The organism is Eisenbergiella sp. OF01-20 (genome assembly GCF_003478085.1).
In the GTDB taxonomy this organism is placed as follows: Bacteria; Bacillota; Clostridia; order Lachnospirales; family Lachnospiraceae; genus Eisenbergiella.
The window spans coordinates 38628-59432 of the sequence record NZ_QUES01000016.1 but is presented as its reverse complement, the minus strand read 5'-3'; the positions used below and the strand labels follow the sequence as shown (position 1 = coordinate 59432).

General features: G+C 49.5%; 19 protein-coding genes. 7 read left to right on the top strand and 12 right to left on the bottom strand.

Annotated features, from left to right (window positions below; genetic code table 11):
- Positions 1-76: 76 nt before the first annotated feature.
- The 5 genes from purF to DXA36_RS18145 all read right to left on the bottom strand — a co-directional run bounded on the left by purF (position 77) and on the right by DXA36_RS18145 (position 5114).
- Positions 77-1528 carry an amidophosphoribosyltransferase gene (gene purF, locus DXA36_RS18165; protein ID WP_118680901.1) on the bottom strand — a complete coding sequence of 484 codons (1452 nt, stop codon included), beginning with the start codon at positions 1526-1528 and terminating at the stop codon, positions 77-79.
- A 112-nt stretch (positions 1529-1640) separates the two neighbouring features.
- Positions 1641-2345 carry a phosphoribosylaminoimidazolesuccinocarboxamide synthase gene (gene purC, locus DXA36_RS18160; RefSeq protein ID WP_118680900.1) on the bottom strand — a complete coding sequence of 235 codons (705 nt, stop codon included), beginning with the start codon at positions 2343-2345 and terminating at the stop codon, positions 1641-1643.
- 247 nt (positions 2346-2592) lie between these two features.
- Positions 2593-3357, bottom strand: a complete 765-nt coding sequence (locus DXA36_RS18155) for an amino acid ABC transporter ATP-binding protein (RefSeq protein ID WP_118680899.1) — start codon at positions 3355-3357, stop codon at positions 2593-2595.
- Positions 3358-3366: 9 nt separating this feature from the next.
- Positions 3367-4020, bottom strand: coding sequence for an amino acid ABC transporter permease (locus DXA36_RS18150; RefSeq protein WP_118680898.1), 654 nt, complete (start codon positions 4018-4020; stop codon positions 3367-3369).
- Between the two features lie 176 nt (positions 4021-4196).
- Positions 4197-5114, bottom strand: a complete 918-nt coding sequence (locus tag DXA36_RS18145) for an amino acid ABC transporter substrate-binding protein (protein WP_243114681.1) — start codon at positions 5112-5114, stop codon at positions 4197-4199.
- Positions 5115-5481: 367 nt separating this feature from the next.
- On the opposite strand from DXA36_RS18145, the gene DXA36_RS34055 reads away from it, so the two are divergent.
- The gene (locus DXA36_RS34055; protein WP_330425057.1) at positions 5482-6162 is read left to right on the top strand and encodes a hypothetical protein; all 681 of its coding nucleotides are present in this window, start codon (positions 5482-5484) and stop codon (positions 6160-6162) included.
- A gap of 9 nt (positions 6163-6171) precedes the next feature.
- A complete protein-coding gene (locus DXA36_RS34050) occupies positions 6172-6576 on the top strand; it encodes a hypothetical protein (protein WP_330425056.1) in 405 nt (134 codons plus the stop codon).
- 225 nt (positions 6577-6801) lie between these two features.
- On the opposite strand, the gene DXA36_RS18135 is transcribed toward DXA36_RS34050, so the two are convergent.
- From DXA36_RS18135 to DXA36_RS18125, 3 genes are read right to left on the bottom strand one after another with little or no spacing between them, the layout of a single operon-like run.
- Positions 6802-7635: a hypothetical protein gene (locus DXA36_RS18135; RefSeq protein WP_118680897.1), complete on the bottom strand. Its 834-nt coding sequence runs from the start codon at positions 7633-7635 to the stop codon at positions 6802-6804.
- Positions 7632-8975: a DUF5716 family protein gene (locus DXA36_RS18130; RefSeq protein ID WP_118680896.1), complete on the bottom strand. Its 1344-nt coding sequence runs from the start codon at positions 8973-8975 to the stop codon at positions 7632-7634. The genes DXA36_RS18135 and DXA36_RS18130 overlap by 4 nt, the downstream gene beginning before the upstream one ends.
- A gap of 55 nt (positions 8976-9030) precedes the next feature.
- The gene (locus DXA36_RS18125; RefSeq protein WP_118680895.1) at positions 9031-12651 is read right to left on the bottom strand and encodes a DUF5717 family protein; all 3621 of its coding nucleotides are present in this window, start codon (positions 12649-12651) and stop codon (positions 9031-9033) included.
- 131 nt (positions 12652-12782) lie between these two features.
- Here DXA36_RS18125 and DXA36_RS18120 point away from each other — a divergent pair, with 131 nt between their 5' ends.
- Positions 12783-13940, top strand: a complete 1158-nt coding sequence (locus tag DXA36_RS18120; protein WP_118680894.1) for a pyridoxal phosphate-dependent aminotransferase — start codon at positions 12783-12785, stop codon at positions 13938-13940.
- 82 nt (positions 13941-14022) lie between these two features.
- Here the strand turns inward: DXA36_RS18120 and DXA36_RS18115 are convergent, their stop codons facing one another.
- The 3 genes from DXA36_RS18115 to DXA36_RS18110 all read right to left on the bottom strand — a co-directional run bounded on the left by DXA36_RS18115 (position 14023) and on the right by DXA36_RS18110 (position 15746).
- Positions 14023-14958: a phosphotransferase enzyme family protein gene (locus DXA36_RS18115; protein WP_182479144.1), complete on the bottom strand. Its 936-nt coding sequence runs from the start codon at positions 14956-14958 to the stop codon at positions 14023-14025.
- 25 nt (positions 14959-14983) lie between these two features.
- Positions 14984-15127, bottom strand: coding sequence for a hypothetical protein (locus DXA36_RS33015; RefSeq protein WP_182479143.1), 144 nt, complete (start codon positions 15125-15127; stop codon positions 14984-14986).
- 67 nt (positions 15128-15194) lie between these two features.
- A complete protein-coding gene (locus tag DXA36_RS18110; RefSeq protein ID WP_330425055.1) occupies positions 15195-15746 on the bottom strand; it encodes a GNAT family N-acetyltransferase in 552 nt (183 codons plus the stop codon).
- A gap of 268 nt (positions 15747-16014) precedes the next feature.
- Between DXA36_RS18110 and DXA36_RS18105 the strand changes: the two genes are divergently transcribed.
- The 4 genes from DXA36_RS18105 to DXA36_RS18090 all read left to right on the top strand — a co-directional run bounded on the left by DXA36_RS18105 (position 16015) and on the right by DXA36_RS18090 (position 19363).
- A complete protein-coding gene (locus tag DXA36_RS18105; RefSeq protein ID WP_118680892.1) occupies positions 16015-16404 on the top strand; it encodes a GntR family transcriptional regulator in 390 nt (129 codons plus the stop codon).
- Positions 16401-17099 (top strand): ABC transporter ATP-binding protein, encoded by a 699-nt coding sequence (locus DXA36_RS18100; protein WP_118680891.1) that lies wholly within the window; start codon positions 16401-16403, stop codon positions 17097-17099. Before DXA36_RS18105 ends, DXA36_RS18100 begins: the two co-directional genes overlap by 4 nt.
- Positions 17093-17938 carry an ABC transporter permease gene (locus tag DXA36_RS18095; protein WP_118680890.1) on the top strand — a complete coding sequence of 282 codons (846 nt, stop codon included), beginning with the start codon at positions 17093-17095 and terminating at the stop codon, positions 17936-17938. The genes DXA36_RS18100 and DXA36_RS18095 overlap by 7 nt, the downstream gene beginning before the upstream one ends.
- Positions 17939-18100: 162 nt before the next feature.
- Positions 18101-19363: a peptidoglycan-binding protein gene (locus DXA36_RS18090; protein WP_118680889.1), complete on the top strand. Its 1263-nt coding sequence runs from the start codon at positions 18101-18103 to the stop codon at positions 19361-19363.
- Between the two features lie 98 nt (positions 19364-19461).
- Here DXA36_RS18090 and DXA36_RS18085 read toward each other — a convergent pair whose 3' ends face one another.
- Entirely contained in the window at positions 19462-20766 is a 1305-nt protein-coding gene (locus tag DXA36_RS18085; RefSeq protein WP_118680888.1) for an O-acetylhomoserine aminocarboxypropyltransferase/cysteine synthase family protein, read from the bottom strand.
- Between the last annotated feature and the right edge of the window lie 39 nt (positions 20767-20805).

Below are 20805 nucleotides of genomic sequence, written 5' to 3'. Positions count from 1 at the left end.
TGTTCGGTTGTTATTTAGCAGCGGTTTCCATAGCAAATGGCTGTTTGGGTAACTGCAATGGGACTGTACAGTTCCTTTATTTATCAAATTCTCCGCGGATATCTTCTTCAGGCGGTGCAATAGGGTAGGTTCCCGTGAAACAGCCTTTGCAGATACCCAGCCGGTTTACCATTTCATCCAGACGCTCCATGCGCAGATATCCCAGAGAATCTGCACCGATAATTCTACAGATATCTTTTACACTGCGGTTATAAGCGATCAGCTGCTCTCTGGCCGGCACATCCGTTCCGAAGTAGCAGGGCCATAAAAAGGGAGGGGAGCTGACGCGCATATGCACTTCCTTCGCTCCGGCTTCCCGGAGCATATGCACGATCCTGTCCGAGGTGGTGCCGCGCACGATGGAATCATCGATCATGATGACCCTTTTCCCATTCACCACTTCCTTCAGGGCATTTAATTTTATCCGGACGCTGCTTTCCCGGCTCTTCTGCTTCGGCTTGATAAAGGTCCGGCCGATATAGGCATTTTTTACAAAGGCCGTGCCGTAAGGAATGCCCGACTGCGACGCATATCCAAGCGCCGCGCAGTTCCCGGATTCCGGCACGCCCACCACAATATCCGCTTCCGCCGGGGAATCCATTGCCAGGAATTTTCCCGCCAGAACTCTGGCATGGTATACGCTCACACCGTCAATGTAACTGTCGGGACGCGCAAAATAGATATACTCAAAGATACACCGTGCGTGCTCCTTGCAGGGAATACACATGCCCGTATCCGAGATAATCCCTTTTTCCGGTGTAATCGTCACGATCTCGCCGGGCAGCACATCCCTGATAAAGGAGGCTCCCAGCGTATCCAAAGCACAGCTTTCCGAAGCCAGCACATAGGCGTTATCCCGTTTTCCGATACATAACGGACGGAACCCGTAAGGATCCCTTGCGCCGATAAGCTTGCGGGGAGACATGATGACCAGGGAATAAGCCCCTTTAAGCTTTCCCATTGCCCGGCCCACCGCTTCCTCAACCGATTTGGAATTCAGCCTTTCCCGCGCAATATGATACGCTATCACTTCGGAATCTATGGTCGTCTGGAAAATAGCGCCTGAATATTCCAGTTCTCTTCGAAGCTCCAGGGCATTGACAAGATTTCCGTTATGCGCCAGCGCCAGAGTGCCCTTTACGTAATTTAGAACAAGAGGCTGTGCATTTTCCCGCGTACTGCTGCCTGCTGTGGAATACCGCACATGGCCGACGCCGATGTCTCCTCCCAGCCGTTCCAGATTATCCGGATTAAACGCCTCATTTACCAGCCCCATATCCTTAACGCTCAGAACCTTCCCCTTCGGACCTGAAGTATCGCTTACCGCTATACCGCAGCTTTCCTGCCCCCTGTGCTGCAGGGCAAGCAGACCATAGTAGATGCTGCCCGCCACGTCGCCGCCGTCAAAATCATACATCCCGAAAACACCGCATTCTTCTCCGGGCCTGTCCGTCAACGCAGCCTGCTCATAGATGCCTTTTTCCGTCATATGCCTCCTCGTTTCTGTGCTGTGTACGAGTTACTGTCTCCGTAATTTCAGAAAGCCGCGGATATACCGCGGCTTACCTATCCCTTTTCCTTCAGGCGCCCCGTCGGCAGTTTTATAATCCCAGACGTTTGAAAACTTCGTTGTAGGCTTCTTCCACATTGCCAAGATCACGGCGGAAACGATCCTTATCCAGTTTTTCATTGGTATTTACATCCCACAGACGGCAGGTATCCGGGCTGATTTCATCTGCAAGGATAATCTGTCCGTGGTAACGGCCAAATTCAATCTTAAAGTCAATCAGCTTGATGCCCGCCTGGAGGAAATACTCCTTCAGAACATCATTTACCTTAAACGCATAATCCTGGATGGTTTTAATTTCCTCCCAGGTCGCCAGCTTCAGGGCAACTGCAAAATAATCATTAATCAGAGGATCGCCCAGCTCGTCATTCTTGTAGCTGAATTCCACGGTGGGCTGTTCAAAGGGGGTTCCCTCCGGCACACCGAGTCTCTTGGAGAAGCTTCCTGCTGCCACATTCCGGATAATCACTTCAAGAGGTACGATTTCCACTTTCTTTACGGCGGTTTCTCTGTCGCTCAATTCCTGGATATAATGAGTAGGAACCCCTTTTTCCTCCAGAAGCTGGTGCACACGGTTGCTCATCTTATTATTGATGACGCCTTTTCCTACAATGGTGCCCTTCTTCTCCCCGTTGAAAGCGGTGGCATCATCTTTATAATCCACAATTAACACATCGGGATCATCTGTTTTAAAAACTTTCTTTGCCTTTCCTTCGTAAAGCTGGTCCAGTTTCTCCATTTTATCCTCCATCTGCGCTTATAAAAGCGCCGTAAATTTGAAAGATGGCTGTTGAAAGCCATCCTGCGTAATTTTCCACGCCGCTTGTCCCTTGGGCCAAATACCGCAGAGAAAAAGCGGCGCTGCTGTAACAAGTATAGCGCACCACTTTTCAGAAATCAAGAATACATGTCCGGTGTCCCCCTATTTTCTACATAATGCCAAAAAAATAAGCCGGCAGCCCCCTGAAAAAGCACAACCCTACAAATCATACGTTCATAACACGGCCGATAAACTCACGAACCCGTGCATTGGGAGAGTTAAAAAGCTCCTCCGGTGTACCTTCCTGACAGATGACACCCTGCTCCATAAAGATAATCCGGTCCGACAATTCCCGGGCAAACTGCATTTCATGGGTCACAATGATCATTGTCATATGTTCCCGGGCCAGCTGACGGATCACCTTCAGCACTTCCCCGGTAAGCTCCGGATCCAGCGCGGAGGTGGGTTCATCAAAAAACAGGATCTTCGGCTGCAGGGCAAGCGCTCTGGCAATGGAAACCCGCTGCTGCTGCCCGCCGGAAAGCTGATAAGGATAGGCGTCCCTCTTTTCGGAAAGCCCCAGCTGGGCCAAAAGCTTCTCCGCCCGTTCCTCCGCTTCCTTCCTGGATATTCCGTCCACGGTCACAGGCGCATCAATAATATTTTTTAACACCGTATAATGGGGAAACAGATTAAAATTCTGGAATACAAGCCCAAAATATTTGTGGATCCGCTTCCGGTCAGCCCTGGAGGCATACACACATCTTCCGTTTTCCTCGTAAGCCGCCCTCTCGCCCAGATAGGAAAGCTCTCCGCCGTCCATTTTTTCCAGCATGGTCGCACACCGCAGCAAGGTGGACTTCCCGGATCCGGAAGGACCGATAACGGAAACCACCTCCCCTTCCTTCACCGAAAGGGAAATATCCCTGATAACCTCCAGTTCCCCAAAGGTCTTTTTCATTTTTTTAATTTCCAGAAAATTCCCGTTCATTTCTCCACCTTACCCTCTGTAATAGTTCAGCCGCTTCTCCACATGCTCCATGACCATGGCAACAATCAGGTTGAAAATGTAATAAAATACACCGGCAGCCATCAAAGGCATGACCGAGGCCTGTGCCGCTGCAATCTGTTTGGCAATGGTAAACATTTCCGTAACCGTCAGAACAAATGCCAGGGAGGTATCCTTTACCAGCGTGATCATTTCATTCGTAACCGACGGGAGCACCCGCTTGATTACCTGCGGCAGGATAATTTTCAGAAAGGTCTGTGCCCTGCTGTATCCCAGAATTTTAGCCGCCTCATACTGGCCCACCGGCATGGATTCTATACCGGAGCGGTAAATTTCCGCAAAATAAGCGGCATAATTCAGCACAAAGGCCAGAATTACCGCCACCATCCGGTAGCCCTGGGATATTTTTAAACCGAATACATAATAGGGAGCGAAATAAACCACAATCAGCTGCAGCATAAGAGGCGTCCCCCTCATCACCGATATGTATACCTTTGTCAAAAAACGAATCACCCTGACTTTGGACATCCTGCCAAATGACAATAGCAGTCCCAGAGGCAGAGAGAACAACAGGGTAAGCACAAAAATCTCCGTTGTAATCAGCATGCCCCCTGCGAGCTGCTGCAGCATTTTTCCCACTTCCATGGTTTCCTCCCTTTTTTCCTGTTCCGTAACTGTTGCGTACTTTAACAGTTACTCTGGTTTTCAACATTTCAACCGGAAAAAAGCCGCTGCCGCGGCTTTCTCCCTGTATCTGTTATTCCTGTAAGCGGCAGGCCGGTACCGGACTGCCCTGCTTTGTCCGCCGCCCGGTGAACCGTTTACTTTCCGAGGCAAATGCTGTCCAAAAGGCCATATTCCGCATACTTTTCCGCAATCGTCATGAACGTTCCGTCATCCACCATTTCCAGCAAAGTGGCTTCCACGATATCTTTCAGCTCTTCATTGCCTTTTTTAAAGCCAATTCCGTACTGCTCCGTAGATAAATACTCCGTGTGATCCGTTCCTTCCAGAATCACATAACCGCCGTCCCTGGAAGAGATCTGGTAATTGGCAACTCCGATATCAATAGCCAACGCATCTATGGCCCCTGCTTCCAGATCCATAAAAGCGGTATTATAATCCGCATACTGGTTCAGCACAGCGAAGGTATCCGCCAATTCCTTCTCATCCCCCTCTAATGCCGCAAGTGCGGAGGAATCCTTCTGAACCCCCACTGCTTTACCTGCCAGATCCGCTTTAGCGGCGATCCCGGAATCCTCAGCCACAACAAAAACCTGGCTGTTATCCACATAAGGAACGCTCCAGGTATACTGATCTTCCCTGCCGTTCATGGTAAACCCGTTCCAAATACAATCAATCGCGCCGGAATCCAGCTCCATATCCTTGGAATCCCAGTCAACAGGCTGCTTAACCAGCTCCCAGCCTTGGCGCTTACATACCTCTGCCGCCAGATCCAGGTCAAAGCCCACATATTCTCCGCTTTCATCCTTATACCCGTAAGGCGGGAATTCCGCATCAAAGCCCACTACAAACTTACGTCCTTCCCCGGTATCCGCTGCCGCCGTACTTGCCGCTTCCTGCGCATCCGCCGCACTTTCAGCCACCGTGCTCTCCGCCGCCGCACTGCTCTCCAAAGCCGGCTCACTGTCGGCCGCTCCCGAAGTCTGTGAACTGCCGCAGCCCATAAGCCCCAATGCCAGCACACCTGCCAGCAAAACCACTGCTGTCTTTTTCATAATTAATTCCTCCCTGAAACAATGTAACGCACTGCTTCTTTAGTAAGTTAGCAATTTATCATACTAAATTGCCGATGGCATTATCCTATCACGAGGGGATTTCATGTGTCAATAGCCAATCGGATTTTTCTTGTACAGTATACATTTTAAGGTAAATTAATTATTGCAAGGTTGGTAACAGCATGATAAAATAATGATAAGCATAATTTTCTATGAATCCTGGCGTAAGCCGTCTCATTTCTATTCTCTATTCAGAAACTCTATGCTTACCATCCAAATGAAACAGGCAGGAGTTGCTGGACAGAAGCGGTTTATAGCACATTCTTTCAGACAGCTTCCTGCTCACAATTGCAGAAAGGAGCTTTCTATGAAAGAAAAACATTCTATGGAAGCAGAGCTTTCCACGGAAGCAGAGCTTTCCACGGAAGCAGAGCATTCCACGGAAGCAGAGCATTCCACAGAAAGAAAGAATCCCGTAGAAAAAGGAACTTCCGGGAAAGGGAAAAAACGGCATGTGGTGAGAAACTACAAGGATACGGTGTTCCGTATGCTGTATAAGGACAAGGAAAAACTGCTGGAATTATACAACGCATTGAACGAAACCGCTTATGCGGACACTGATGCTATGGAAATCTATACACTGGAAAACGCAATCTATATGGGCGTTAAAAATGATGTCTCATTCCTGTTTGATTCGGAAATGAATTTATATGAGCATCAATCTACTTTCAACCCGAATATGCCCCTGCGGGATCTTTTGTACATGGCCAGGCAGCTGGAGAAGTATGTGGCGGGAAAGACCCTGTATTCCAGTAAACAGATTATAATTCCCGTTCCCCGCTTCGTTGTATTTTACAATGGGACGCAGGAGCAGCCGGAACGCAGACTGTTAAAGCTGTCTGATGCGTTTGAAAAGAAGGTTCTCTCCCCCGAGTTGGAAGTAAAGGTTACAATGCTTAACATCAACATCGGGAATAACCGGGATCTGATGCAGAAATGCAGGACCCTGAGGGAATACTGCCTGTTTGTGGAATGTGTCCGGAAATAAGCAGCGGAGATGGAAATTGCGGAAGCCGTGGATCGGGCAGTGACGGAATGTATCCGGAATGATATACTGGCAGACTTTTTGTCCGCACAGAGGGCGGAGGTGATTGCGATGTCGATATTTGAGTATAACGAAGAAGAAGAAATGAAAAAAATACGTGCCGATGAATTCAGTGTGGGTAAAGAAGCCGGAAAAATAGAAGGAAAGGCAGAAGGAAAAGCAGAAGGAATAGCGGAAGATGTGATTGAACTACTGGAAGATTTAGGAAAAATTCCGGCTGGGCTTCACGAACGGATCCTATCGGAAACCGATTTGGCGCTTCTGCGAAAATGGCATAAGCAGGCGGCAAAGGCTGGAACTGTCCGGGAATTTGCGGAACAGGCAGAGCTGGCAGATATTATGGGGAACTCCGTGTAGCGGTTCCTTCTTCCTGCCTCATGCCCCACCGGCAGCATTTATATCTGCTTAAAAGGGGATGCTGAAATTTGGCCGAAGAAAACCGATGGTTGCGGCGGCAATCCGTCAATACCATCGGTCCTTTTTACGTTCATGCAAGACTCTGCACATACGCCTGCACTACAGCAGCATCCGGAGAAAGAAACAGGAAAAGAGAAATGCCGGGGAATGAATTACAAACACACCCTACTGCACCACATAATCCCGATACTCCTCCTCCAGCTTTTCCACTTCCTGTCCCATCAGCTCCCGGCATTTTTCCTCCTCTCCGGAGAAAAAGGCCCCTTTTATTTCCGACACCACCGACTGGTTCCGGGAATTGGTCCATGCTTCCTTACGGGCTACCACCCGCTTTTCCAGTTCAAGGGAGGCGTCATAATACTCTGCGTGGTCTGTAAGGAAATTCAAATATTCCGGTTCCTTCAGATGCAGCCGCATGGCCGCCAAATACTGCAGCAGGCTCTCCGGATTTCCGGTAAGCCGGTAGGCCTGTTCAAAAGAAGCGGCCGCCTTTTCAAACAGGAACAGCTTTGCCTGTGAAGTCCCCAGGTTATGATAGATACTTCCAGCAAAATCCGGCGCCAGGGCATCTCCGTCCTGCAGCAGGTTCCGGTATTCCTGCATGGCGAGTACATAGCGTCTGCTCTCCAGGAAATAATCTGCTCTGGCCTTTTGCTTTTCCGTCAGCGTTACATTAGCGCTCACTCTTACCAGCCGCTGCGTTTCCCGGATTTCCTCCGGTTTAAAATAACCGGTGTATTCAAAAATTGCCGTTACGAAGCTCTCCGGCTTTTCCTTGTTTTTCTGGAGCATATTCAGCTTCTGCCCCAGCTCCGGGAGGCCGCATTCTTTATAAAGCCAGTCGGACAGTCCCCTGGTAAAAATCGTTTCGTCCAGCAGATACGCATTTTCCCTGAGAAAATAACACAGCTCCTCCACGGAATAAATACGGACCCTGGCTTGATCAAAGCAGTATGGATTTACCGCCGGACTGCCCAGACATAAATGGACTCTGCTCATGTCGCTTCCCCTTCTTTCCGCCCCCGGCCTTTTTCCTCCTTCAAACGGAACGTTTCCTCCCAGATTTTATGGGAAGCGGGAAACATTTCCCCGAATCCCCTATCTTCCATCTTAAGTCTCACCGTATCCGCATCGCTTAAGGAAACCGTTAGATGGATTCTGGTCGTCCTGGGCGGACGCTCCGGCACCCCATCCAGTGTGACCGCCACTTCCTTTACCTCCCTCCCGTTAAGGGGGGTAATCCGCAGGGAAAACGCATGATCCTCATTCAGCAGGAAATCACATTCCCTGACCGCATCATACCAGTTGATCCCCGCATCCAACAGGGCAAAATAGGAATCCTGCCCCCGGAAGGACGCTTCCAGGCCGATATTTGCCTTCAGCATATCCTTTCCCAGATAAACATAACTCCGCCCGTCTTCCCCGGGCTGCTTTTTCGCCCTGGCCCCGTAGCAGGCCCCTTTGCTGTACAGATTATTTCCCTGGAACACCCGCCTTCCCCGGCAGAGCACCGGCAGGGAACGGACATACCATTCTCCGTTAAACCCGTCCCCAATCAGATAAATAGTATCGATAATCTTTCCGGCACACACCTTCTCCAGTACGGAGGCAAACCGCTCGTCCATTATCTGTTTATCACCATCACCCGGCCCCTCCTCCGGCGGCAGACGCCTTCCGATTTCCGGGTGGATCTCTTCATGCACCATCACTGTCACCGGCCTGGTATGATGGTTCATTTCAAACATAAGAAGCTTCATTGCCGTTCCGGAAAAATCACATATCATTACCTGATGGCGCCAAAGCTCTTCCGGCTGATTGATATTATAATAGAAGAAGCTCTCCCCCCTGCTTTGGCAGGACACCCGGTCCGGCGGGAGAGAAATAAGGGCCGCTACCCGGGAAAGCACCTCCACTGTCTTTTTATCCACTTCATCCACCGTAAACAAAAACATGGCGGCCTTTTCCGGCTGCATGGCCCCGGCGAGAAGGGAAAGGCTCCTTTTAATAAATAGCGACAAAAGCACCGCCGCATCAAAGCACTCCCCTTCCACCTCCACACTTTCTCCCGCCAGGGCTTTTGACAGCATATTTTCCACAAGGATGCCCTGCCCGGCCTCCGCGTTTTTCAAAGCCTCCCGGCCATAGGTCCACACATCCCGATCCCTGCGGCGGCACAGCACTGCTGGGATCATATATTCCTCCTCCCCCATCACCTGGGAAAGGGTTTCCGGCTTATCCGCTCCCGGCAGCCAAAAGCTGATCTGGGCAAACCTGTCACTGATATCATAGCCGATAAAGGCCCCTGCACCGCTCTTTCTATCCGGATTTCCCAGAAACATCTTCTTTCACCTGCCTTTCCTTTTTTCTTTCCGCCCCTGCTTTCGAGGATGCCGCCTACATCGGCGGAGAGTCCCCGCCTGTCACGTTAAACAGGCCCTCTGTCATCCATTCCGTAAGGAGATACTGCTCCAGCAGCTCCTGGGCCTCTCCCTCTTCCCTCATGAGACGGGCGGAAGCGATATCATTTATCATCCCATATCTGCTTTCTTTTACAAAAACACTGCATTCCCCCATTTTCAGTTCCCCGCTGTCAAGAATCTCCCCGCTCCCGGAATTATCCGTAATAAAATACTGCAGGCTCTCCCCGGCAAACAGCACAAAGCTGGCTGTATAGATTCCCGCATACATGTGCTGCAGATCGAAGGAACGGTACGTTTCCTGTATGGATGTCAGTTCCCCTCCCTCCGCCGGTGTGGGAATAATCCGGTAATTTATGGTCAGAGGATGCTCCCTGCTTCCCCGGTAAACCACCATCGTTTTATCCATCATAGTTTCCGCCCCTTCCAGGATGTCCGCATATTCCTGGAAAAGAGGAAACATCATATGCTGTGCAATAAGCTGATCGCCGAAAAGCTTGATAAGAGCATCTGTCCGCTCACTGCGCTCGTCCCTGTGACGGGCAAAATACTCCAGAAAAGCCAGACGGCACATGTCACTGAGCTTTTCCCCCCTCCCGGCAACCCTTCCGATATCGGTAATAATATAGCGATCCATCGTTTCTGCATTCATCAGATACAGACCGCTGCATCTGTGGAGAAACGCCGCTTCCAGCTCACTCTTGCCGCCTTCGATAATAATCTGCCGCAGCAGCCCGGTCCGGCCCATCACGTCATCTCCGATGTAAAGAAGCTGTACCAGCAGCCTTTCCGTCAGCTCATAAGTATTCACTGCAAAATTATCCGCCGCCCTCTGGATATCCGTCAGTTCCTTTGTACTTCCCTCATACCTCTTTACCAGATGCTGCAGGATATGGCTGTCATATTTTTCACGGCAGAATGCGCTGTAGGCCAGCCTCGTCATCGCCTCCTCCTCCATACAAAGCCCTGTCTCCAGCATCCTGCTGCATAAGCGGAGAAGGATCTTGGCATCCGTCCGACCCGGATCCTGCCCGGCCAGCCAGGCAAAGGCCTTTTCATAGAAGGAACGCAGAACCAGATAACCAGCCGCCTCATACACATCGGATCCATCCAAATCCTCCCTGTTTAAGGCTTCCAGCAATAAATCCAGTTCCTCCAGCTCTTCCTGTCCGTAATAATATTTCAGAAGTTCCATACGTATAGCCCGGGCAAAGGCCGGAATGACACGGGTATCCTCCGCCAGCCTGCGAAACCGCGATGCATTTTTTTCCGTGATACGGATTTTCCCCTTGCTGCTCTCACAGCAGAAAAGGTTAAAGCCCAGGCTGTTTTCCACAAAAGACTCCAGGACATTCACACATCTGGCCGGATACATCAGCCGATCCAGCACAAAATGGCGTCCCGCACTGTACCGGTTTAGCTCCTCATCTTCCAGAAGTATTTCCACGTCCTTGTCATAAACAGCCACATAGGCCCTGCCGTTTTCCACCGGGTAAACCTGCTCTCCCCGCAGCCTGGTATGGATAACAACAGCTTTCCGGATATCCTTCCCCTCACAGTCCAGCTGCTGCATAAAAAGAAGGGGAGCCAGAACCTGGCAGTTGTCCCTGGTCAGCATTTTTTCATCCAGCACGGTCTGGTACAGAAAGGCCAGATCTCTGTTGATGCGTCCTTTATACAGCTGCTGGAGGACAAACCGGTCCATCTGGCTTTTATAAGCCAGATACAGCTCAGGAAACTCCTCCCGGTGTTTTTGTATGTACGCATATAGATAAGCGCATTTATCATAATCCAGATTACTCTGGTAAGCAAAATACATGAGCACGATACGGGGAATCTCCACTTGCCTTTCCGTATCCACAGACATCATATAATACTCATACAGCCTGGTTACCCTGAGTTCCTGTTCCACGCCCCTGCGGTACCACGGATAATATTCCGGCCCGCTTTTATTCCCCTTGATTAAGAGGGAGCATATGGCGGTGAGCAGCTGGGGATCGCTTTTACGTTCATAACAGTTCTTCAGAATCCGGAATAGGCTTTCCCTGTAATACTTTTCTTTTCCTGCCAGATACACCAGGTGCCCGATGAGATCCTCCGACAAAATCCCATTTCTGGCGCCGAAATGCAGCAGCTGCAGTTCATAGGTGTCCAGCTTCATTAACAGCGTGGGACTGAAATTTGCCAGATGGAGCGCCTCCAGATATAGGACGGGGCTGGAACCGCTGTGGCGGAACTGATCCTCCAGAAACAGCCATTTCTGGGAAACGCTTCTCCCCAGTGTGGGGGATAAAAACAGCAAAAGCCAGGCAATCCTCCAGTTATCCCGGTATACCCTGTGCAGATCCTCCATCTGGATGGTTACCTCCGCTGTCACAGTCTCGCTCCTTTGATACAGACTGCTTAAATACAGATAATAACAGTACAGCTCCGGCATATTCTCATCCGGCGTAATATCCAGATGATCCAGAATCCATCCCGCCTCGTCAAAACGTTCCTCCGTAATCAGAAGATGGGCCTGATACAGACGTACCGCCGGATTTTTATCCTCTATCCGCTTCATACGGTCCACCACTTCCCTGGTCTGGCTCCGCCACAGATCCGTACTCATTTTTTTCATCTTTACGCTTTGATACAGACGTACCAGCTCCACCGTCAGCCGTTTCAGCTCCAGCCGGCGGCCGGTCCGCACCACACGGTGTTCTCCTCTTTTTACAACGGTGATAAGGGCCTGTATACTTCCGTACGCATGCTTTAATATAATACGTCCGAAATTTTTTCCTTCATGGAGTTCTTCCTGCCTGACAGAAACAGGCAGACCGCATTGGTTTCCCAGAAAGTCCTCCTCCCGCAGAAGTTTCTTTTCCGTAGAAAGGAAATCCCCCTCCGCCTCTACCCGGAGCGGGCTGTAACCCCAGCCGTTTTTAATGATCTGCAGCGTTTCACACAACTGGGCATGAAGGCTGGTTATCACGATTTCCGTCCGGGGCAGTACATATTCCACGGGCTGTTTCTTATGGATGGATATCAGAAATTCCTCGACATTCTGCATATTCCCGGGTACCTGGGAGAACCCTTTGTACAGATTCCGGTATTTTTTATCCTGACCGCTGAACACCCGGATAAATTCCGGGGAATAAAACAGCTTCACCGCTTCTTCCCAAGCGTTCCTCGCCAGATTAGTGAACTGGAACAGATTCGTCAATTCCCCTTCCGAGCAGGTCACTTCCTTGTGCAGCACAACCGCCTGGAAAGGTATTTCATACTCCCCCCGGTTGGAGATAATCAGGAACCGTCCCTTTCGTTCCTCCCCTTCCCGCATTCCCCGGGAATCAAAACGGTACTCTATCGTTTCCGATGCTCCGGAGAAAAAAGAAGTGAGGCATTCCATACGCTCTTCATCACAGGAGACATAACCTTCCGTCAACTGTCCCTGTTCCCCGGTTACCGTAAAAAAGCCTTCCTTCACTTCCTCCTTTTTCAGAGCCAGGCCTACTTCCCGGCATGAGAGCTCCAGGGGCCCGCCGCTTTCCTGCCAGTCCTCTGTTGAAATTTTCGCGTAAAGCTCCTTCAAAGTTCTCACCCCCGTAAAATCCATCCTTGTATTTCCATCTAAAAAGAATTACTATCAGTATAACATTACCGGCAGGAATCCTGCAACATTTCAAAACAGAAAAAGGGGCACCGCCCATAACCGGGCAGGGGAAGATACCGGAAAAGGAGCGTATTATGCATACATTTCATGGAAGTGATCTGGAAAAAATAGAACAAGTTTACGGCATCAGAAAAGAAGAAATCACCGGGTTCGGAGCCAATGTAAATCCGCTGGGGCTGTCCCCCCTGCTGAAGGATTATCTGGCAAAGCACCTGGATGTTTTATGTGCATATCCTGACAGGAATTATACCGCGCTGCGGGCTGCCATATCCGCTTATACCGGAGCCCCTGCAGAACATATCCTTGTGGGAAACGGTTCCACGGAACTGATATCCGCAGGAATCCGGGCCATACGCCCCAGGGACGCGGTGATCCTTGGCCCTGCTTATTCGGAATATGAACGGGAGCTTTCCCTGACAGGAAGCCGGACGCATTATTACGATCTAAAGGCATCGGAGGATTTCCTCCTGGATGAGGAGGATTTGGAACGATTTATGACAGAGGGGATTTTTTCTCACGAAACAGACACCGGCTCCGGAAAAAGTGTCCCCTGCCTGCCGCAGCTGCTGGTTTTGTGCAATCCCAATAATCCTACTTCCAGCGCTTTAACGGTATCTCAAATGAAACGCCTGCTCTCACTCTGCAAACGGAACGGTATTTTGGTTATGGTGGATGAAACGTATGCGGAATTTGCGCCCACGCTCTCCGATATAACCGCCATTCCCCTGACAGAAAGCTACGACAATCTTCTCGTGCTGCGCGGCGTGTCCAAGTTCTGGGCCGCTCCCGGCCTGCGCCTGGGTTATGCGGTCACCGGGAACAAAAGTATGCTGGATGAAATAAACGCCTCCAAAAATCCCTGGACCGTCAGTTCCCTTGCGGATGCCGCAGGACAGGTCATGTTCACAGATACCGGCTATATCAGCCGTACCCAAAACCTGATCCGGGCGGAACGCGGGCACTGCTGTTCCTTTTTATCCGCCCTTCCCGGACTGAAGGTTTTCCCCTCATTTGCCAACTTCGTCCTCGTACGGATACTGGAACAGGGAATTACCGCACAGGACATCTTTGAAGCCGCCATCCGGAAGAAAATGATGATCCGGGACTGCTCCAGTTTTCACAGCCTTGATGAAAGCTTTTTCCGTTTCTGTTTTATGGGACATGAGGAAAATGAACGACTGTTGACATGCATTAAAGAAGTAACCTGCCGCCGGACAGATTCCCTGCAGTAGCACATATGCCGCGCAGCAGCAGCCAGAGCAAAGCCTGCCTCTGTCTGCTGCACGCGGGAATTAGAACCGGTAGAAAAGCACTTTATATTGGTATGCTTTTCACGATTTTATCATAATCGATAACAACATACGGCAAACCATTATGTATTCGTTCTTTATGCCAGTCCAGATACCAATCCCGTAAATATGCAAGCTCATCAGGCCAATAACTTTGGGCATACAGATATTCATCACCCATCTGATATTTCATAAACAGGTCTATCTTTTTGATCCAATATGCATCCACTGTATTTGTTTCCAAATACCCTTTTAAGTAAGATACCAAATACGTCTCCGCAAACTCCGTCCTTTCCTTTTCCCCTTTATGCTGCAGCGGCCCGGCCCCTTTCAGCACCATAAAAAATATAGCGCTGGCCATATCAGCTGCATACCAGTTAAACTGGCAGGCCTCAAAATCGAACAATTTGATATTGCCATTGTCTACAAAAAAGTTATCGGTATGGATATCATAATGGATAATGCCATAGTTATCCTTATTTATAGGAAGCGAATGCAGTTCCTTATAATATTTTTTTAAACGGTGCCTTACCCTTTCATCCAAAATAACATGTTCGCAGCGCCATGCATTTACGGCGCCTGTCCATTCAAATGCAGGCTTTCTGACATTGTCCTCATAGTCCCTGGTGAGGCGATGCATCTCTCCCATCAGCGCACCAAGATTATAGAACAGCTTTTCATTAAATTCATTTGGATTATCCGTTTCAACTATTTTTCCCGGGGCTTTCTCAAAAAGACAAAGAATATACTCTTTACCTTCGGCTTCTATTACCTCATACAGATTATTTTTTATACTTTTTTGCGGACGGACGATACCTGTCATTGTATCCGATAAATAGTCCATCCATTTTAATTCAAATCCGGTATGCTCTTTTCTGTCAATACTATACGCGGATGATCGCAGTATATATGCAGTCTCCCCTCTTTCCACCTCAAAAATGCGATTGCCTGAATTCCCCATTATAATTTCCCGAACCAGTTTAACATTATAAAGCAATTTTGCTTTTTCCAACACTAAGCTCTGATCTGCACTCATTATACTGTTCCTCCACATCCACCGTAGGCCCCTTTGAAAAAGCGGACACTTCAAAATCCGAATAGCTCTCTTCCCAAAATGGCTTGTCCTGCATAAAAAGTCCTCCTTTCCGCAAAAAACATGTGTTCTTCCATAAAGCCCTGTTACATTCGAACCCTGTCTTACAATATTTTCTGAAAGAGTGCAAACCGATCCAGCCCATACACGCTGTATCCCAAATCAACCGTATCTATATAACAAAACCCATATCGCCGGTAAAGCGCAATGGCCGGTTCGTTCTTTTCATATACATCCAGCCTGACAGCCTGCATCTTCTCCTCCTTTCCCCGCTCCAGCGTGAACTCCATCAGCCGCTTTCCCACGCCTTTCCCCAGCCAAAGCGGATGTACTGCAAACGTATGAATCACAAAAATATCCTTATATTCCAAATCCGCCTGCCAGTCCGCTTCTTCGTACGCCGCTTCCGGCTCATGGCTCAATATAATGCTGCCCACGATTTCCTTCCCATATCTGGCAACATAAAGACACCCCTCGCCAATCCCCTTTTCAGCCGTTTCCCTCACCGGATAAATCCCCTTCCTCCACCCCGGATAATTCACATGCTCCTCCAGATATTCATTCAGCCCGTCATAAAGCTTTCCCACTTCATCCATATCCGCTGCTCCCGCCTTTTCTATCCGCAGTTCCATTTCGGCCACCATTTTCCCGGACATTTCCGGAAATCCTTTCCCACCGGTGAATATGTCCCGTTCCACCCTGAATTTTTCGCAAATACTCTCCGGTTCCTTATTTTGCTATATGTTACCACTTCCCCGGCTGTCTGTCCACCGCTCCGCCATACCCAATAGAATAAGAGTACAGATAAAAAAGTTTGGCGTCACCCAAAGAATAACTTTCTATTGACATTTTCTCTTTTTTGCATTATTGTATTATTATAGTAATACAGATTTAAAATAAAGCACTACAGAAAGGAATGATGATATGGCATGGAACCTGGATTCCGATCGCCCCATCTATGCACAGCTTCTGGAGCGTATCCAGCTTCAGATCGTGTCCGGCATATATGGACCTGGCGACAAGCTCCCCAGTGTGAGGGATTTGGCTGCCGAGGCCAGCGTTAACCCGAACACGATGCAGAAAGCCTTTGCCGAGCTGGAGCGCAGCGGGCTGATTGAAACCAAACGAACCAGCGGCAGATTCGTAACGGAGGACAAAAACATGATCACACAAATTCGGACTCAGCTGGCAAAAGAAGAAATCAATGCATTTATTGCTAAAATGAAAGAGCTGGGCTTTGATAAAAAAGATATTCTTACACTGCTCTCATCAACTGCCGAGGAACCGGCGGAACAAAGGAGGGAGCGCGCATGAACGAACTGGTAACTATTACCGGCCTGTGCAAGACCTATGGGCATTTCACAGCGCTGAATAATATGAGCCTGACGATTCCGCGAGGACGTATTATCGGGCTGCTTGGTCCCAACGGCAGCGGCAAAACCACCTTAATCAAGCTGCTTAACGGCCTGCTGACTCCCTCATCCGGGCAGATATTAATTAACGGCTGCAAACCGGGCGTGGAAACCAAAGCCATTATTTCCTATCTGCCGGAACGGACTTACCTTTCCAGCAGCCGCAGAGTCGAAGATCTGGTGGAGTATTTTGTAGATTTTTACGCTAATTTTAACAAGGATAAAGCATTGGCCATGCTGGACAGTCTTCACATCGATCTCCATGCCCGTATGAAGACCCTTTCCAAAGGTACTAAGGAAAAAGTACAGCTGGTGCTGGTCATGAGCCGGGAAGCCGACCTTTATATTCTGGATGAACCGATTGCCGGCGTGGATCCGGCCGCCAGGGATTTCATTCTCAAGACTATTATCGGCAATTATAATGAAAAGGCATCCGTACTTCTTTCCACCCACTTAATATCCGATATTGAAGCGGTGCTGGACGACTGCATTTTTATCCGGGACGGCCAGATTATGCTCTGCTCCTCTGTGGAAAATATTCGTGAAACCTACGGAAAATCCGTAGACAGCTATTTCAGGGAGGTGTTTGCATGCTGAAAAAACTGCTGAAACATGAATGGAAGGAAACCTGGCGCATCCCTGCGCTGTCCTGTGCCATTATGATTATACTGACCCTTGTATCTGTCATCTGTTTTGTCCGTATGGATCCTCCCGCTAATGCAAATGAACTGAATGCAGGCGCCTTTGTTCTGATGATGTTTTATGTCCTTACCATAAGCTGTGTCAGCGTAATTGTCAGCATTTATGTGGCGATACGTTTTTACAGGAATCTGTATACCGATGAGGGCTATCTGATGCATACCCTTCCCGTAACGGCCAGACAGCTGATACTGTCCAAACTCATTGTGGGGGGTATATGGTATTTTCTCGTCACGGTTCTCAGTTTATGGGCGATTCTGATTATATTGATTTTCGGCGTACCGGTTATGGTAATAGGCGACTTCGACATGTCACTGTCCGTTGTGATAAGCTATGCAAAGGAATACTCCCATGCCCTGTTCGGGATGTCCCTTCCTGCTTTTTCCATTTTTAATTTCTTTTACTTCCTGGTATCCGCAGTGAGCAATGTCCTGATTGTATATGGTGCGGTTTCTCTGGGACAGCTGTTTTCCAAGCATAAGGTGATGGCTTCTATCCTGTGCTATATCGGTGTCACCATCCTGATCCAGACCGTGACCTCCCTGGCTATGACACCCTATCTCACCAAAATGATTATAACCCAGGTCGGCTCCCCTCAGGGCCCCGGCATTCCGGATTTTATGGGCGTTTTTATGCGCAATACCTATATTATTACTTTTGTGGCATGTATCCTCACAGGGATTGGCTGCTATGTGCTTTCCGAATATCTCATGAAAAAACAATTGAATCTGGACTGACCCACAGTGGTGGAAACAAAAAAACAGGCGGGAGAAACCGCCTGATTTTTTGTGTATCCACCGCTTTTTTATGCTGATTTCTTTTTCTCCCCATTCCTATGAACCTGCGGGAAATTTCTGCATATAGTAATCGTAAGTAACAATCGTGAGGTTACCGCACATATGGCAAAAAAACTGCATGCCGCACAGACCACCGACAGTCCCTATGCAGGCGGGCTGAGAATCAGTGTTACATCCGCTCTGGGGCAGATTCCCATAGAAGGCGCGACCATATCCATATCCGTCACCGGTTCCCCGGATGTGGTCATAGACACTCTGACCACGGACGAATCCGGCCAGACCGATGTGATAGAACTGCCGGCTCCCCCTTTGGAATACAGTCTGACACCCCAGGATCAACAGCCCTATTCCGAGTACAACTTTACCGTAAACGCACCAGGCTATGAACCGCTTGTGGTTGCCGGCTCTGAAATCCTGCCGGATGTACTCTCCCTGCAGCCCATTTCCCTGATACCTCTGGAGATGCCCGGCAGGGAAGAAGATATCGTCATTCCGGATCATACCCTGTATGGAGATTATCCTCCCAAAATACCGGAAGCAGAAATCAAACCTATGGATGAAACAGGGGAAATCGTACTGAGCCGCGTAGTTATCCCCGAATTTGTCATCGTACATGACGGTGTCCCATCGGATCCCACCGCGCCAAACTACTATGTCCGCTATACCGATTACATTAAGAATGTGGCTTCCTCGGAAATATACGCCACCTGGCCGGAATCCGCCATTTACGCAAACATACTTGCTATTATGTCCTTTACCCTGAACCGTGTCTATACGGAGTGGTACCGCAATCAGGGCTACAATTTTACCATTACCTCCTCTACCGCTTTTGACCAGAAATGGATATACGGCAGAAATGTATTTGAGAATATCAGCTACCTGGTGGATACGATTTTTGCCAATTATCTCTCCCGCCCGGGTGTCCGCCAGCCCATCCTGACCAGCTATTGTGACGGGCGGAGGGTCAGCTGTACCGGCTTAAGCCAATGGGGTTCCAAATACCTGGGGGATGAGGGCTACAGCGCTATAGAAATCATCCATTATTATTATGGAAGCGATATGTATATCAATACGGCAGATGCCATCAGCGGGGTTCCTTCCTCCTGGCCCGGTTATACCCTGACCATCGGTTCCTCCGGGGCGAAGGTGCAGCAGATGCAGGAACAGCTTAACCGGATACGGCAGAATTATCCTGCCATTCCTTATATAGCAGCAGACGGAATCTACGGACAGCAGACAGCCGATGCGGTAAAAATATTCCAGCGTGTCTTCGGCCTTCCGCAGAGCGGGGTCGTGGATTATCCCACCTGGTATGAAATTTCCCGGATTTATGTGGGGGTTTCCCGGATTGCGGAACCGGACTGACCCCTGTGTCCTCCTTTTCCTTCAGCCAACTACATGCCTCCTCCTTTATGTATAAAGGCGGCACGCCCGATTATCAATCGCAGCGTGCCGCCCCTTTGTTATTCTTTTACCGCGAGGAAGGCTTCCTCTAAATCCTCAATAATATCATCGATATGCTCCGTTCCCACAGAGAGCCGGATCGTATTCGGCCGTATTCCCTGCTGGCTGAGTTCTTCGCCGTTCAACTGCCCATGGGTAGTGGATGCCGGATGGATCACCAGAGATTTCACATCTGCCACATTGGCAAGCAGGGAGAAAAGCCGGAGATGATCAATGAAGCGCATTGCCGTCTTATCGTCTCCCCTGATTTCAAAAGTAAATATAGAACCGCCCCCATTCGGAAAGTATTTGGCATACAATGCTTTCTGGGAAGGGTCCTCCGTAACGGAAGGATGATTGACCTTTTCCACCTGCGGGTGGGAGGCCAGGAAAGAGGCCACCTTCAGCGCATTGGACACATGCCGCTCCACCCTAAGGGAAAGTGTTTCCAATCCCTGAAGAAAAAGGAAGGCATGGAACGGGGAAAGCGTGGCGCCGGTATCCCGCAGAAGCGTTGCCCTTATCTTGGTGACAAAAGCCGCCGCCCCGGCCGCTTTCGTAAAGGAAACGCCGTGATAGCTCTCATTCGGCTCCGTAAGGGAAGGAAACCTGCCTGATGCTTCCCAGTCAAAAGCCCCTCCTTCTACGATAACGCCTCCTATTGCCGTTCCGTGTCCGCCGATAAACTTAGTGGCCGAGTGGACAACAATATCTGCACCATATTCTATGGGGCGTACCAGATAGGGAGTGGCAAAGGTATTATCCACTACCAGGGGAATTTTGTGGGCATGAGCAATGCGCGCTATACCTTCGATATCCACCACATCAGAATTGGGATTTCCCAGTGTTTCCAGGAAAACCGCCTTCGTATTATCCTGTATGGCCCCTTCCAGCTGTTTTTCATCAAAGGGATCCACGAAGGTAGTGGACACGCCGAAATCCGGAAAAGTATGGGCCAGGAAATTATAAGTCCCTCCATATATGTTTTTGGCAGCCACAATATGCTCACCCTGCTTCGCCAGATTCTGGAAGGTATAGGCGATGGCCGCCGCCCCCGATGCAACGGCAAGCGCCGCGCTGCCTCCCTCCAGCGCCGCCATTCTGCGCTCAAATACGTCCTCTGTGGGATTGGTCAGCCTTCCGTAAATATTACCGCCGGCCGAAAGGGCAAATCTGCCGGCCGCATCCTGACAATCATGGAATACATATGAAGATGTCTGATAAATAGGAACCGCCCTGGCATCCGTCGCCGGATCCGCCTGCTCCTGTCCCACATGAAGCTGTAATGTTTCAAACCTGAATGTTCTTTCTGACTTTGTGCTCATCGTGTCTCTCCTTCCTGCCTGCGCAGCTCCTGGTGCATT